General features: G+C 61.9%; 12 protein-coding genes. 10 read left to right on the forward strand and 2 right to left on the reverse strand.

Annotation, left to right across the window (positions count from 1 at the left end):
* Positions 1–161 precede the first annotated feature (161 nt).
* The 7 genes from ppc to V3W27_RS07610 all read left to right on the forward strand — a co-directional run bounded on the left by ppc (position 162) and on the right by V3W27_RS07610 (position 7,493).
* Positions 162–2,792 carry a phosphoenolpyruvate carboxylase gene (gene ppc / locus V3W27_RS07580; protein WP_096795809.1) on the forward strand — a complete coding sequence of 877 codons (2,631 nt, stop codon included), beginning with the start codon at positions 162–164 and terminating at the stop codon, positions 2,790–2,792.
* A gap of 289 nt (positions 2,793–3,081) precedes the next feature.
* The gene (adk, locus tag V3W27_RS07585) at positions 3,082–3,732 is read left to right on the forward strand and encodes an adenylate kinase (RefSeq protein WP_102900560.1); all 651 of its coding nucleotides are present in this window, start codon (positions 3,082–3,084) and stop codon (positions 3,730–3,732) included.
* Between the two features lie 93 nt (positions 3,733–3,825).
* A complete protein-coding gene (gene tsaB, locus V3W27_RS07590) occupies positions 3,826–4,500 on the forward strand; it encodes a tRNA (adenosine(37)-N6)-threonylcarbamoyltransferase complex dimerization subunit type 1 TsaB (RefSeq protein ID WP_103368433.1) in 675 nt (224 codons plus the stop codon).
* 256 nt (positions 4,501–4,756) lie between these two features.
* Entirely contained in the window at positions 4,757–5,065 is a 309-nt protein-coding gene (locus tag V3W27_RS07595; protein WP_003222071.1) for a hypothetical protein, read from the forward strand.
* Positions 5,065–5,925 carry a DUF72 domain-containing protein gene (locus tag V3W27_RS07600; protein WP_103368432.1) on the forward strand — a complete coding sequence of 287 codons (861 nt, stop codon included), beginning with the start codon at positions 5,065–5,067 and terminating at the stop codon, positions 5,923–5,925. Before V3W27_RS07595 ends, V3W27_RS07600 begins: the two co-directional genes overlap by 1 nt.
* Before the next feature lie 33 nt (positions 5,926–5,958).
* A complete protein-coding gene (locus V3W27_RS07605) occupies positions 5,959–6,795 on the forward strand; it encodes an isocitrate lyase/PEP mutase family protein (protein WP_330206325.1) in 837 nt (278 codons plus the stop codon).
* A gap of 2 nt (positions 6,796–6,797) precedes the next feature.
* A complete protein-coding gene (locus V3W27_RS07610) occupies positions 6,798–7,493 on the forward strand; it encodes an extensin-like domain-containing protein (RefSeq protein ID WP_330206326.1) in 696 nt (231 codons plus the stop codon).
* Between the two features lie 4 nt (positions 7,494–7,497).
* Here V3W27_RS07610 and V3W27_RS07615 read toward each other — a convergent pair whose 3' ends face one another.
* Positions 7,498–8,118: an energy transducer TonB gene (locus tag V3W27_RS07615; protein ID WP_086792244.1), complete on the reverse strand. Its 621-nt coding sequence runs from the start codon at positions 8,116–8,118 to the stop codon at positions 7,498–7,500.
* A gap of 93 nt (positions 8,119–8,211) precedes the next feature.
* On the opposite strand from V3W27_RS07615, the gene V3W27_RS07620 reads away from it, so the two are divergent.
* Positions 8,212–8,994, forward strand: coding sequence for a class I SAM-dependent methyltransferase (locus tag V3W27_RS07620; protein ID WP_442962647.1), 783 nt, complete (start codon positions 8,212–8,214; stop codon positions 8,992–8,994).
* A gap of 104 nt (positions 8,995–9,098) precedes the next feature.
* On the opposite strand, the gene V3W27_RS07625 is transcribed toward V3W27_RS07620, so the two are convergent.
* Entirely contained in the window at positions 9,099–9,734 is a 636-nt protein-coding gene (locus V3W27_RS07625) for a TetR/AcrR family transcriptional regulator (protein WP_247269412.1), read from the reverse strand.
* Between the two features lie 94 nt (positions 9,735–9,828).
* On the opposite strand from V3W27_RS07625, the gene V3W27_RS07630 reads away from it, so the two are divergent.
* Both V3W27_RS07630 and V3W27_RS07635 read left to right on the forward strand, forming a co-directional pair.
* Positions 9,829–10,929, forward strand: a complete 1,101-nt coding sequence (locus V3W27_RS07630) for an efflux RND transporter periplasmic adaptor subunit (RefSeq protein ID WP_096795817.1) — start codon at positions 9,829–9,831, stop codon at positions 10,927–10,929.
* 6 nt (positions 10,930–10,935) lie between these two features.
* A complete protein-coding gene (locus tag V3W27_RS07635) occupies positions 10,936–14,004 on the forward strand; it encodes an efflux RND transporter permease subunit (RefSeq protein ID WP_139055365.1) in 3,069 nt (1,022 codons plus the stop codon).
* Positions 14,005–14,585 lie beyond the last annotated feature (581 nt).

The raw sequence follows: 14,585 nt of genomic DNA on the forward strand, positions 1-14,585 counted from the left end.
GGCCGGCGGCAAGCCGTTGTACGGCTTACTGTTGAGACTAGCTTCAAGCCACAAGGTTTAAAGTCCCTTCGTCGTCTGCTTGTAAGAAGCGCCGTAGAGCGGCACTCTCTGGGCAAAGCATTCGTTTCTGCGCCGTCCCGATTAACGCTGGAGAACTGCTGATGACCGATATTGATGCACGCTTGCGCGAGGACGTTCACCTGTTGGGTGAGCTGTTGGGCAATACCATCCGCGACCAGTACGGCGAGGAATTTCTCGACAAGATCGAGCAGATCCGCAAGGGCGCCAAGGCCGACCGCCGTGGCTCGATGGACGCCGAACTCAGCGCCAGCCTCAATCAGTTGAGCGAAGACGAACTGCTGCCGGTGGCGCGGGCGTTCAACCAGTTTCTCAACCTGGCGAACATCGCCGAGCAGTATCAATTGATTCATCGCCGCGAAGAGTCGCAACCGGCGCCGTTCGAGTCCCGCGTGCTGCCGGAACTGCTAGCGCGCCTGCGCAATGAAGGCCACAGCGCCGAATCCCTGGCGCGGCAACTGGCGCGCCTGGAAATCGAACTGGTGCTGACCGCGCACCCGACCGAGGTGGCGCGGCGCACGTTGATCCAGAAGTACGACGCGATCGCTGCGCAACTGGCCGCGCAGGATCATCGCGATCTGACCAGCGCCGAACGCGAACAGATCCAGAACACCCTGCAACGACTGATCGCCGAAGCCTGGCACACCGAAGAAATCCGCCGCACCCGGCCGACTCCGGTCGATGAAGCCAAATGGGGTTTTGCGGTGATCGAGCATTCGCTGTGGCAGGCGATTCCCAACCATATGCGCAAGGCCGACAAGGCGCTGTATGAAGCGACGGGCCTGCGCTTGCCACTGGAGGCGGCGCCGATTCGCTTTGCCTCGTGGATGGGTGGCGACCGCGACGGCAACCCGAATGTCACGGCCGCAGTGACCCGCGAAGTGCTGTTGCTGGCGCGCTGGATGGCTGCCGACCTGTATCTGCGCGATGTCGATCACCTGGCGGCCGAGCTGTCGATGCAGCAGGCGAGCGATGCGCTCAAGGCCAAGGCCGGCGACAGCGCCGAACCTTACCGGGCGGTGCTCAAGCAATTGCGCGAACGCCTGCGCGCCACGCGCAACTGGGCGCACGCCTCGCTGAGCGCAACAACGCCACCGCCAGCCGACGTGTTGCACAACAACCGCGATCTGCTCGATCCGCTGGAACTGTGTTTCAACTCGCTGCACGAATGTGGCATGGGCGTGATCGCCGATGGGCCGTTGCTCGATTGCCTGCGTCGGGCGGTGACCTTCGGCCTGTTCCTGGTGCGCCTCGACGTGCGCCAGGATTCGACGCGGCACAGTTCGGCAATGACCGAAATCACCGATTACCTCGGCCTCGGTCGCTACGAAGACTGGGACGAAGAGCAGCGCATCAGCTTCCTCACCCGCGAATTGAGCAATCGTCGCCCACTGCTGCCGGCGCATTTCAAACCGTCCGCCGACACCGCTGAAGTGCTCGCCACCTGCAAGGAAATCGCTGCCGCACCGGGCGCCTCGCTGGGTTCCTACGTGATCTCGATGGCGGGCGCCGCCTCCGACGTGCTGGCGGTGCAACTACTGCTGAAAGAGTCCGGCGTGCTGCGGCCGATGCGCGTGGTGCCGCTGTTCGAAACCCTCGCCGACCTCGACAACGCCGGGCCGGTGATGGAGCGTCTGTTGCTGCTGCCGGGCTACCGCGCGAGGCTGCAAGGCCCGCAGGAAGTGATGATCGGTTATTCCGACTCGGCCAAGGACGCCGGCACCACCGCGGCGGCGTGGGCGCAATATCGCGCGCAGGAGCGGCTGGTGGAGATCTGCCGCGAGCAGCAAGTCGAACTGCTGTTGTTCCATGGTCGCGGTGGCACCGTGGGCCGTGGCGGCGGTCCGGCGCACGCGGCGATCCTGTCGCAGCCGCCGGGGTCGGTGGCGGGGCGTTTCCGCACCACCGAGCAGGGCGAAATGATTCGATTCAAATTCGGCCTGCCGGACATCGCCGAGCAGAACCTCAATCTGTATCTGGCTGCCGTGCTCGAAGCGACGTTGTTGCCACCACCGCCACCGACGCCCGAATGGCGACACCTGATGGATGAACTGGCCGCCGATGGCGTCGCCGCGTACCGCGCCGTGGTGCGTGAAAATCCGCAGTTCGTCGAGTATTTCCGCCAATCGACGCCGGAGCAGGAACTGGGGCGCTTGCCCCTTGGCAGCCGTCCGGCCAAGCGCCGTGCCGGTGGGATCGAGAGCCTGCGGGCGATTCCGTGGATCTTCGGCTGGACGCAAACGCGGCTGATGCTGCCGGCGTGGCTCGGCTGGGAAACTGCGTTGAGCAAGGCGCTGGAGCGCGGCGAAGGCGAACTGCTCGGGCAGATGCGCGAACAGTGGCCGTTCTTCCGCACCCGTATCGACATGCTGGAAATGGTCCTGGCCAAGGCCGACGCTGACATCGCGCTGTCGTACGACCAGCGTCTGGTCGAGCCGGACTTGCTGCCGTTGGGCGCGCAGTTACGCGACCTATTGTCGCAGGCGTGTGCGGTGGTGCTCGGCTTGACCGGGCAGTCGCAGCTGCTGGCACATAGCCCGGACACCCTGGAATTCATCCGTCTGCGCAACACTTATCTTGATCCGCTACATCTATTGCAGGCCGAGCTGTTGGCCCGATCACGGCAGCAAAATGTCGAGCAGGGCAGCCCGGTGGAGCAGGCGCTGCTGGTGTCTGTGGCGGGGATTGCCGCCGGGTTGCGCAATACCGGCTAAGGTTTTTGCGGTGGCATCAGGCACCCGGTGCACAGGCCGGGTGCCGCTTTGTACACAGAGAGAAAGTGCGGTCAGGCGACAGTTAGTGATGGGGTTGCGACTTGGGTTACCGCGTCGCGAGGTCGCGGCGGGCGCCGGTTTCTCCGACTTTTGGCGTCTTGTGTGGGCGCAGCCTGCTGTGTATCTTGATCAGCCTTTGGCCGTTTGTGCGGCCACGACCCGTTTTTTAAGATTGGCCCAAAGAGGCGAATCCCGTTGTTTTCTATATAAAAAATTGAGGAGCACATCGATGCGCGTCATTCTGCTGGGAGCTCCCGGGGCCGGTAAAGGTACTCAGGCTAAGTTCATCACCGAGAAATTCGGCATTCCGCAAATCTCCACCGGCGACATGCTGCGTGCAGCGGTCAAGGCTGGCACTCCGCTGGGCGTTCAAGCCAAGAGCATCATGGATGCCGGCGGCCTGGTGTCGGATGACCTGATCATCGCGCTGGTGCAGGATCGCATCGCTCAACCAGACTGCGCCAACGGCTTTCTGTTCGACGGTTTCCCGCGCACCATTCCACAGGCCGAAGCGCTGGTAACTGCCGGTGTCGAGCTGGACGCCGTGGTTGAAATCGCGGTTGAAGACGAAGAAATCGTTCAGCGTATCGCCGGTCGTCGCGTTCACGAGGCCAGCGGCCGCGTTTACCACATCGTCTACAACCCGCCGAAAATCGCTGGCAAAGACGACATCACTGGCGAAGAGCTGGTGCAGCGCAAGGACGACACCGAAGAAACCGTGCGTCATCGCCTGTCGGTCTACCATTCGCAGACCAAGCCGCTGGTGGAGTTCTATCAGAGCCTGTCCGCCAAAAACGCTGGCAAGCCAAAGTACAGCCACATTCCGGGCGTTGGTTCGGTTGAAGCGATCACCGCCAAGGTGCTTGAAGCGCTGAGCTGAAAAAGCTGATTGGCTGCATCATCCACGGCCCGCTTGCGGGCCGTAGTTGTTTATACTGACGCACTTTTTCCCTCACCTGTTTTGGATACATCGATGAGCACCTTGCTGGCCCTGGACACCGCGACCGAAGCTTGCTCCGTTGCCTTGCTGCATGACGGCAAGGTCACGAGCCATTACGAGGTGATCCCGCGTCTGCACGCGCAGAAGCTGCTGCCGATGATCCAGCAACTGCTGGCCGATGCCGGCACCACGCTGCAGGCGGTGGACGCGATCGCGTTCGGTCGCGGGCCGGGTGCGTTTACCGGTGTGCGGATCGCCATCGGTGTGGTGCAAGGTCTGGCGTTCGCGCTGGATCGTCCGGTGCTGCCGGTGTCCAACCTCGCCGTCCTGGCGCAGCGTGCGTATCGCGAGCACGGCGTGAGCCAGGTCGCGGCGGCTATCGATGCGCGGATGGATGAAGTGTATTGGGGCTGCTACCGCGAAACGGCTGGCGAGATGCGTCTGGTCGGCGTCGAGGCGGTACTGCCGCCGGAAGTCGCGGCGCTGCCGGGCGATGCCAGCGGTGAGTGGTTCGGTGCAGGTACCGGTTGGGGCTATGGCGAGCGGATCGCGGTCAACCTCACCGGCTCCGATGCCGGCATGCTGCCTCACGCCGAAGACCTGCTGACCCTGGCGCGGTTTGCCTGGGAACGCGGCGAGTCGATCCCTGCCGATGATGCGCAACCGGTTTACCTGCGCGACAAAGTCGCCACCCCCAAGGCTCGCTGATTCACCACAAAACCTGTGGGAGCGGGCTTGCTCGCGAAGAGGCCATGTCAGTCTCTATCCAGGTGCCTGACACACCGATTTCGTGAGCAAGCCCGCTCCCACAGGTCCGGTGTTCACTTAAAGTCACTGCCAATCGTCAGTTTCCAACCCCGGGCTTTAAACCTTTTGCGCTTTATGTGTTCTAGTTATCACTCGGCAATTTGCTAAGTCGGTCAAGTGCCGCTAAATTGCCATCATCGATACCGAGCATGAAATTATGCGTATAGACGGCCTCTCCTCTCAGTCCTACCCCATCAAGCGCAAGCCTCGCAAAGGCAATGTGGCGCTGGATGAATCCGTCGACGATATCGACGGCGAGCTGGAATTTCCGACTGAAGAGCAACTGGCCGCCCGCGCTGCCAAAGCCTCCGCACAACGCCTGGCCAATCTGCCCGCCCGTCAGCAAGACATGATTTATCACCGCGCCATGAGCAAAAGCGTAGCGATGGCCTTGGCCAGCTACCTGAGCACCGCCGGTTTTGTCGATTGGGATGCGGACGTGCTGGGCCTCGATCTGTACATCTGATGGATCTGCCTTACTACCTCGGTTGTCCGTCCTGGAGCGAAAACGCCTGGCGCGAGTATCTGTACCCCGAAGACGCCAAGACCTCCGACTTCCTCGCTCTCTACTCCCAAGTATTCAATGCCGTCGAAGGCAACACGACCTTCTACGCCAGCCCCTCGCCGGCCACCGTGCAGCGCTGGGCCGAGACCATGCCCGAACACTTTCGCTTCACCGCCAAGTTTCCCGGCGACATCAGCCACAGCGGTGATCTGCGCGATCAACTGACCGCCGCCGAAACGTTCGTAAACCTCCTCAGCCCGCTCGGCGAACGTGTTTCGCCGCTGTGGCTGCAATTGTCGAAAAGCTTCACCCCGCATCGTCTGCCGGAGCTGACCGCGTTCATCGACGCACTGGACCGGCCACTGGCGGTGGAAGTGCGCCACGAACAGTTCTTCGCCAAGGGCGAGAGCGAACGCCTGCTCAATCGCTTGCTGCTCGACCGTGGTGTGGAGCGCATCTGCCTCGATCCACGGGCGCTGTTCAGTTGCCTGTCGACCGAGTCTTCGGTGATCCACGCGCAATCGAAAAAGCCGCGGGTGCCGACGCGGCCGGCGGCGTTTACCCAGTTCCCGCAGGTGCGCTTTATCGGCCACCCGGAGCTGGAAGCCAATGATCCGTTCCTGGTGCCGTGGGTGGCTAAAATCGCCGAGTGGATCGAAGAGGGCCGCACGCCGTACATCTTCCTGCACACCGCCGACAACGTCATGGCGGCGAAGCTGGCGCAACGTTTTCACGCACAATTGATGCAACGTTTGCCTGGCCTGCCATCCCTGCCTGAGCTATACAGAGAACCCGCCGCCGAGCAACTCGGCTTGCTCTGAAGGCGGATTTTTCCCCTGCCCAGGAGCCTGCCGATGGACGCCCACGCCCTTCAAGAACAAACCCGCAAAGCCCAGGCCTTCAAGGCCCTGCATGAAGGTGCGGGGATTTTCGTCATTCCCAACCCGTGGGATGCCGGCTCGGCGAAGATGCTCGCCAGTCTGGGCTATCAGGCGTTGGCGACCACCAGCGCCGGTTACGCGTTTTCCCAAGGCAAGGCTGACGGCGCCCTGAGTCTCGATGACACTTTGGCCAACGTCCGGGCGATTGTCGCGGCCACGGATTTGCCGGTAGCGGTGGACCTGGAAAACGGTTTCGCCGATGACCCGGCCGAGTGCGCCAAAAGCTTGCTGCGTGCGGCCGAGGCCGGCGCGGTGGGCGGTTCGATCGAAGATGCCACGGGCCGTGCCGACGCACCGATCTACTGCTTCGAACACGCCGTTGCACGCATCGAGGCCGCCGTCGCTGCGGTGCGCACGCTGCCATTTCCCTTCATCCTGACTGCCCGCGCGGAAAACTACCTGCACGGCAATCCCGATCTCAACGACACCATTCGCCGCCTGCAAGCCTTTGCCGAGGCGGGTGCCGACGTGCTGTATGCGCCGGGTCTGCGCAGCGCCGAAGAGGTGTTGGCGGTGGTGCGCGCAGTGGCGCCGAAGCCGGTCAATGTGTTGATGTCCGGCGGTTTGAAACTGACCGTACGGGAGTTGGAAGAAATGGGTGTGCGCAGGATCAGCACCGGCTCGGCGCTGGCCTTGGCAGCGTTCGGCGAGTTCTTCCGCGCGGCTGAAGAGATCCAGCAGCGCGGCACCTTCGGCTTTACGTCGCAGTCGATGCCATACGCCAAGGCCAATCAGTTTTTCAAAGGCTGAGCATGGGTCGCTGGATCGCGCTGTCGCTACTGCTGATCATCGCGGGTGCCGTGTTCAGCGTCTGGCGCGGCTGGCTCGATGTGCCGGCCGAGTGGAACCCGTGGGCGCCGCTGGACGTGAAGGCCGCGCCGAACTGGCTGACCGGTTTCAAGCTGATGCGCCTGCGCGGCAATCCCGAATTATGCGCACAAGTCCTGAGCAACTCGGGTCTGCGCGTCACCGCGCAAGCCGACAGTCCCGATGCCAAGTGCCCGCTGATCGGCACCGTGCGCGTGCAGGGCGGTGGTGAGGTGGCGCTGAGCAGCAGCTTCCTCGCCAGTTGTCCGCTGGCGGTGGCTTACGCGATGTTTGAACGGCATACCCTGCAACCCGCCGCGCAATCTGTTTACGGGCAGAGGGTGGCGCGCCTTGATCACCTCGGCAGCTTCGCCTGCCGCAATGTCTATAACCGCGAGAGCGGGGCGCTCAGCCGGCATGCCAGTGCCGATGCGCTGGACATTGCCGGTTTTCGTCTGGCGGACGGGCGCACTATCAGCGTGCTCAAGGACTGGCCGAAGCAGAATCAGGATGCGCAGTTTCTGCGGCAGGTGCGCGATGGCGCCTGTGAGGCGTTCAGTGTGGTGTTGAGTCCGGATTACAACGCCGCCCACCGCAATCACTTTCATGTCGATGTCGGGCGCTGGAGCGTGTGTCGCTGAGGGATCAGGCGGCGAGGCGCAGGTTCTGCAGGACGATCGGGCGCGCCCAACCGTTATCGAAGTCCAAAGCCTTCTGCTGCTCGACGATTTCTTCCGGCGGGAACGGCGGATAAGGTTTTTGCAGCAGGTCGAGGTCGAATTCGGCAATCGGCAGGTACAGCGGCTTCTTCTGCGGCGCCGGGCCAGGCTCGGGAAGCGGCTGACCGTTGTTGATCACGATCGGGCGAACCCAGCTGCTATCGAAGTCCTGCTGCTCTTGCTGAGCTTTGAGTTCTTCTGGCGGGAACGGTGGGAACGGCTTGTCCAGCAGATCGGTTTCGAACTCGGCGATCGGCAGGAACAGCGGCTCCGGCGGGCGCACTTCGGTCTCGACCACGTCGCACTGACGCTGCTCGACGATGTGCGCGTGCAACTCGCTGCCCAGGGTCGGTTCTTCCGGGCTGTTCAGGTCAACCGGTGGAAAGGTGCCACAGGCCGGCACCACATCACTCGTCTGTTCGGCCATCGCCTGGGCAAAGAAATCCTGCCACAGGTGACTGACGCCGCCCAATGCTTGAGTGTTATGACGGCTGAAGTCGCCCTTGGGCGAAATGTAGCCAATCGATGTGGGAAGAATGCCTGACATTTTTTTCGGTTGACGCTCAGCTCTGGCAAAATGCGCGTTGATTGGTTTATCGGCCACTTTTTGCCGATCCTTAACTTTTTTGAGCGTGTTTTCATGATTGAGCAACCCGCGGCCTGCCGCATCCATGTCCAGGCCCTCGGCCCGACGTTTGAAGCGCAAGCCGAGCAGTGGGCCGAGCGTCTGGGCCTGCCGCTGCAGGTGGACGGCGGCGAGTTCGCCTTGCAGGTCGGCGAGCAGGGTTTGCAGCTGCAGCAGCTCGGCCCGGATGCACCAGGGCCGGTGCGGGTGGATTTTGTCGAGGGTGGCGCGGCGCATCGGCGTCTGTACGGCGGCGGCAGCGGGCAGATGATCGCCAAGGCGGTCGGCATCGCCCAAGGCGTGCGCCCTCGGGTGCTGGATGCCACGGCGGGGCTGGGCAAGGACGCGTTCGTGCTGGCCAGTCTGGGCTGCGAGATGAGCCTGATCGAACGCCAGCCGTTGATCGGCGCGTTGCTGGAGGATGGTCTGGCGCGGGCGGCGGAAGATTTTGATGTGGCGCCGATTGTCGCGCGGATGAAGCTGCTCAAGGGCAACTCGATCGAGGTCATGCGCAACTGGGAGGACGAGCCGCCGCAGGTGATCTACCTCGACCCGATGTTCCCGCACCGCGAGAAAACCGCGCTGGTGAAGAAGGAAATGCGCCTGTTTCGGCCGCTGGTCGGGGATGATCCGGATGCGCCGGCGCTGCTCGAAGCGGCATTGGCACTGGCGACGCATCGGGTGGTGGTCAAGCGTCCGCGCAAGGCGCCGTGCATCGAGGGGCCAAAACCGAGCCATGCGCTGGATGGCAAGTCGAGCCGGTATGACATCTACCCGAAGAAAGCGCTCAAGGCTTGAGACCGCGTCGCCCCCTTCGCGAGCAGGCTCGCTCCCACATTGGAATGCCTTTCAAATGTGGGAGCGAGCCTGCTCGCGAAGGGGGTAGACCAATCACCAGGTCACTAGGGTCTGTAAGCCCGCATGAACAACCCCACCACCTCCTGCACATGACTCTCTGCAGCTTCTTCGCTCAGCGGCTCACCGCAGCAATACAGCAAACGAAAATTCCCCGCACCCTTGAGCAGGCAGAAGAAATGCTCGGCCGCATTACGCGGCAGGTCGATGCTCAGCGCGCCGGTCTCGTCGATGCGTTTGAGCAACCGTTCCATGCCTTGCACCATGCGCTCGGGACCGGCGTCGAAGAAAATCTGTGACAACTTCGGATCCTGCGTGCCCAGCGCCATCATCAAACGGTGCAGATTCACCGACTCGTCGCTGTTGATCAGTTGATGAAAGCCTCGGGCAATGTTCAGCAACACATTTTCCACGGGGATTCCGGCGGGCAATTCGAAGAACAACGGCGGTAACTGCTCCTCGCATTTGGCCATCACCGCGGAGGAGAACAGCGTCTCCTTGTCGTTGAAGTGGCTGTAAACCGTCAGTTTCGACACGCCAGCCTCGGCGGCGACTGCGTCCATGCTGGTGTTGGCGTAGCCGTGACTCAGAAACAGGGTTTTCGCCGCGTCGAGGATCGCCCGGCGCTTGGCCGGATCCTTCGGACGGCCCGGGCCGTTTGGAGCTGCAAGATTGTTCGACATTCTTCGCTTTTAATACTGGACTGGTGAGTTTGCTATTAATACCATACCGGCCAGTATAAATATTCCAAGCACCATTAGCGAAAGGTCCGTCACCATGTTCCGCCATGCGTTGTCGTTTGCCGTGCCAGTCAGCCTGGCTGTTTTATTGTCCGCATGCGGTCAGGAAGAGGCGACGCAAGTCAGCGTTCGACCGGCCATGGTGGTGCAGCCAGAGCCTTCAGCGCAGGCGATGGAAAGTTATCCGGGCGAGGTGCGCGCCCGTTACGAACCGGATCTGGCATTCCGCATTGGTGGCAAAGTCAGCCGACGACTGGTCGAGGAAGGTCAGCGCGTGAAGGCCGATCAGCCACTGGCCGAGCTCGATCCGCAGGATGTGCGCCTGCAACTGGAAGCCACCCGCGCACAGGTCGCTGCCGCTGAAGCCAATCTGAATCTGGTACGCGCCGAGCGTGACCGCTACAAAACCTTGATGGAACGGCAGATGGTCAGCCGTTCGGCCTACGACAACGCGGAAAACCTCTACCGTTCCGGCGAAGCGCGCCTCAAGCAGATCAAGGCCGAATTCAACGTCTCGACCAACCAGGCCAGTTACGCCGTGTTGCGCGCGCCGCAGGACGGCGTGGTGGCCAAGCGTTCGGTGGAAGTCGGGCAAGTGGTTGCCGCCGGGCAAACCGTGTTCACCCTCGCCACCGATGGCGAGCGTGAAGTGTCGATCAGCCTGCCGGAGCAGAGCTTCGGACGGTTCAAGGTCGGCCAGCCAGTCACCGTTGAACTGTGGACTCAGCAGAACCAGCGCTTCGCCGGGCAGATTCGTGAGCTATCGCCGGCAGCCGACCCGAAATCCCGCACCTTCGCCGCGCGCATCTCGTTCACCAGCGGCAAAGTACCGGCTGAGCTCGGGCAGAGTGCCCGGGTGTTCGTGCAATCGGCAGAAAGCGTGCCGCTGTCCGTGCCGCTCTCGGCGCTCACCGCGGAAAACGGCGCGACCTACGTCTGGGTCGTCAACGCCAACAACACCCTGAAAAAGACTCCGGTGCGTATCGGCCCGTTTGGCGAGAAAAGCGTGCCGGTGCTCGAAGGCCTGAATGCCAGCGACTGGGTAGTCGCCGCCGGTGTTCACGTATTGCTCGAAGGCCAGCAGGTGCGTCCAGTGGATCGCTCCAACCGTGTGGTCAATCTGGCGGACAAGGAGTAAGTCCCGATGCGCTTCAACCTTTCCGAATGGGCGCTGCGTAATCGCCAGATCGTACTGTTTCTGATGCTTTTGCTGGCCATCGTCGGCGCCTTGTCCTACACCAAACTCGGCCAGAGCGAAGACCCGCCGTTCACCTTCAAGGCTATGGTCATCCAGACCCGTTGGCCGGGGGCGACCGCGCAGGAAGTCTCGCGCCAGGTCACCGAACGCATCGAAAAGAAACTGATGGAAACCGGCGAGTACGAACGCATCGTGTCGTTCTCCCGCCCGGGTGAGTCGCAGGTCACGTTTATTGCCCGCGATTCGATGCATTCCAAGGAAATCCCCGACCTCTGGTACCAGGTGCGCAAGAAGGTCAGTGACATTCGTCAGACCTTGCCGCCGGATATTCAGGGGCCATTCTTCAACGATGAATTCGGCACTACGTTCGGCAACATCTATGCGCTGACCGGCGACGGTTTTGACTACGCGGTGCTCAAGGATTACGCCGACCGTATCCAGATTCAGCTGCAACGAGTCAAAGATGTCGGCAAGGTCGATCTGCTCGGTTTGCAGGACGAGAAGATTTGGGTCGAGTTGTCCAACGTCAAACTCGCCACCCTCGGTTTGCCACTGGCGGCCGTGCAGCAAGCGCTGCAAGAGCAGAACGCGGTGTCCACCGCCGGCTTCTTCGAAACCGGCAGCGAGCGTGTGCAACTGCGGGTCTCGGGGAATTTTCAGACGGTCGAGGAGATCAAGAACTTCCCGATCCGCGTCGGTGACCGGACGTTCCGCATCTCCGATGTCGCCGATGTGCATCGCGGTTTCAACGATCCACCGGCGCCGCGCATGCGCTTCATGGGTGAAGATGCCATTGGCCTCGCAGTAGCGATGAAGGACGGCGGCGACATTCTGGTGCTGGGCAAAGCGCTGGAAGGCGAGTTCTCGCGCCTGCAGAAAAACCTTCCGGCCGGCATGCAATTGCGCAAGGTGTCCGACCAACCGGCGGCAGTGAAAACCGGGGTCGGCGAGTTCGTCCAGGTGCTGGTCGAGGCACTCGCGATCGTGTTGCTGGTGAGCTTCTTCTCCCTCGGCGTGCGCACCGGCATGGTGGTTGCGCTGACCATTCCGCTGGTGCTGGCGATGACCTTCGCCTGCATGTATTACCTCGGCATCGGTCTGCACAAGATCTCGCTCGGCGCGCTGGTGCTGGCGCTGGGCTTGCTGGTGGACGACGCGATCATCGCCGTGGAAATGATGGCGATCAAAATGGAACAGGGCTTCGACCGGATCAAGGCTGCGAGCTACGCCTGGACCAGCACTGCGTTCCCGATGCTTACCGGTACGCTGATCACCGCCGCCGGCTTCCTGCCGATCGCCACCGCGCAGTCCGGCACTGGCGAATACACCCGTTCGATCTTCCAGGTGGTGACCATCGCGTTGCTCGCCTCATGGGTGGCAGCGGTGATGTTTGTGCCGTATCTGGGGGAAAAACTCCTGCCGGATCTGGCGAAGATTCATGCGGCCAAACATGGCACGACTGACGGGCAAGCCGACCCGTATGGCACGCCGTTTTATCAACGGGTTAGACGTCTGGTGGAGTGGTGCGTGGCGCACCGCAAAACCGTGATTGTGCTGACAGTGGGGCTGTTTATTGCGTCGGTGATGCTGTTCCGTTTCGTCCCGCAGCAGTTCTTCCCGGCCTCCAATCGATTGGAGTTGATGGTCGATCTGAAACTCGCTGAAGGCGCGTCGCTGGCCAACACCACGGCCGAGGTCAAACGCCTGGAGGCGATGCTCAAGGATCACGCCGGCATCGATAACTATGTGGCGTATGTTGGCACCGGTTCGCCGCGCTTCTACCTGCCGCTGGATCAACAACTGCCGGCGGCGAGCTTCGCTCAGTTTGTGGTATTGGCGAAAAACATCGAAGAGCGCGAGACCCTGCGCACCTGGTTGATCGAGACCCTTAACGAGCAATTCCCGACCCTGCGTTCGCGGGTTACGCGTCTGGAAAACGGTCCGCCGGTTGGCTATCCGGTGCAGTTCCGCGTCACCGGTGAACACATCGAGGAAGTCCGTGCGCTGGCGCGCAAAGTGGCGGCCAAGGTGCGCGAAAACCCGCATGTGGTCAACGTGCACCTGGATTGGGAAGAGCCGAGCAAAGTGGTGTACCTGAACATCGATCAGGATCGTGCGCGGGCGCTCGGTGTGAGCACGGCCAATCTGGCGAAATTCCTCCAGAGTTCGCTGACCGGCTCGAGTGTCAGCCAGTACCGCGAGGACAACGAGTTGATCGAGATTCTGCTGCGCGGCACGGTGCATGAGCGCACCGAGTTGACGTTGCTGCCGAGTCTGGCGGTGCCGACCGATAACGGTCGCAGTGTGGCGCTGTCGCAGATTGCCACGCTGGAGTACGGGTTTGAGGAAGGGATCATCTGGCACCGTAATCGTCTGCCGACCGTGACTGTGCGTGCCGACATTTACGGCAAGGAGCAGCCGGCGACGCTGGTCAAGCAGATCGAGCCGACGCTGGATCCGATCCGTGCCGAATTGCCTGACGGGTATCTGCTGGATGTTGGCGGTACGGTTGAAGATTCGGAGCGTGGACAGAAGTCAGTGAATGCCGGGGTGCCGATGTTCATTGTGGTGGTGCTGACGTTGCTGATGGTGCAATTGCGCAGTTTCTCGCGCACGGCGATGGTGTTTCTGACGGCGCCGCTGGGGTTGATCGGGGTGGTGTTGTTTCTGATGGTGTTCCGCCAGCCGTTCGGGTTTGTGGCGATGCTGGGGACGATCGCGCTGTCGGGGATGATCATGCGCAACTCGGTGATTCTGGTGGATCAGATCGAGCAGGATATTGCCTCTGGTCTCAAGCCTTGGCAGGCGATTATCGAGGCGACGGTGCGGCGGTTTCGGCCTATTGTCTTGACGGCTTTGGCGGCGGTGCTGGCGATGATTCCTTTGTCGCGCAGTGTGTTTTTCGGGCCGATGGCGGTGGCGATTATGGGGGGGTTGATTGTGGCTACGGCTTTGACGCTTTTGTTTTTGCCTGCTTTGTATGCGGCCTGGTTCCGGGTGCGTCGGGAGGGGTGAGGCTTTTGGACTTGGCGGCCTTTGGGCCGACCAGGTTCTGGGTGTTCTTTGTGAATATCCGTTTCTTCGGGGGTTGCGGCTGGCGGTTTCGCCCTTACGGCGACTCCCTTTGGCAAACGCCCCAAAGGAAGCAAAGGTCTTGGCCCCGGCGTACGGCCCTCGCTTAGGCTCGGGTTCCTTCGTTGCGAGGTTCATCCGGGGGCATCGCCTCCGGTTTGCTTCGCTGCACCTCCTCTCGATGTGTTTGGCTTCGCCAAACGGTCGCTGCGCTCCCACCCCCGGATAAACCCCTCCACTCAGCCTGCCGAAGGGGCCGGCACGGCAAGATCAAGAGCTTTCGGCGAGCTGACACTCGGCCATTTGAGTGGTGAAAAGCATGCGGTTTGTCTGGACTGCTTTGCTTTTCTGTAGTAGTGAGCCTGCTCGCGATGGCGGCCTTCGAGCCGACCAATCTCCAACTGCCTGCACCCAATCCAAATGTGGGAGCTGGCTTGCCAGCGAAGGCGGCCTGACTGCCGACCAATCTCCAACTGCCTGCACCCAACCCCACTGTAGGAGTGAGCCTGCTCGCGATGGCGGCC

The sequence above is a fragment of the Pseudomonas sp. AM14(2022) genome (assembly GCF_036346455.1).
GTDB lineage: Bacteria > Pseudomonadota > Gammaproteobacteria > Pseudomonadales > Pseudomonadaceae > Aquipseudomonas > Aquipseudomonas putida_A.

Excerpts from the sequence above, each read along its gene's own strand:
- V3W27_RS07635 (WP_139055365.1), top strand. The coding sequence starts at position 10,936 with ATGCGCTTCAACCTTTCCGAATGGGCGCTGCGTAATCGCCAGATCGTA.
- V3W27_RS07620 (WP_442962647.1), top strand. The coding sequence starts at position 8,212 with ATGATTGAGCAACCCGCGGCCTGCCGCATCCATGTCCAGGCCCTCGGC.
- tsaB (WP_103368433.1), top strand. The coding sequence starts at position 3,826 with ATGAGCACCTTGCTGGCCCTGGACACCGCGACCGAAGCTTGCTCCGTT.
- V3W27_RS07625 (WP_247269412.1), bottom strand. The coding sequence starts at position 9,734 with ATGTCGAACAATCTTGCAGCTCCAAACGGCCCGGGCCGTCCGAAGGAT.
- V3W27_RS07605 (WP_330206325.1), top strand. The coding sequence starts at position 5,959 with ATGGACGCCCACGCCCTTCAAGAACAAACCCGCAAAGCCCAGGCCTTC.
- V3W27_RS07610 (WP_330206326.1), top strand. The coding sequence starts at position 6,798 with ATGGGTCGCTGGATCGCGCTGTCGCTACTGCTGATCATCGCGGGTGCC.
- V3W27_RS07600 (WP_103368432.1), top strand. The coding sequence starts at position 5,065 with ATGGATCTGCCTTACTACCTCGGTTGTCCGTCCTGGAGCGAAAACGCC.
- V3W27_RS07615 (WP_086792244.1), bottom strand. The coding sequence starts at position 8,118 with ATGTCAGGCATTCTTCCCACATCGATTGGCTACATTTCGCCCAAGGGC.
- V3W27_RS07630 (WP_096795817.1), top strand. The coding sequence starts at position 9,829 with ATGTTCCGCCATGCGTTGTCGTTTGCCGTGCCAGTCAGCCTGGCTGTT.
- adk (WP_102900560.1), top strand. The coding sequence starts at position 3,082 with ATGCGCGTCATTCTGCTGGGAGCTCCCGGGGCCGGTAAAGGTACTCAG.
- ppc (WP_096795809.1), top strand. The coding sequence starts at position 162 with ATGACCGATATTGATGCACGCTTGCGCGAGGACGTTCACCTGTTGGGT.
- V3W27_RS07595 (WP_003222071.1), top strand. The coding sequence starts at position 4,757 with ATGCGTATAGACGGCCTCTCCTCTCAGTCCTACCCCATCAAGCGCAAG.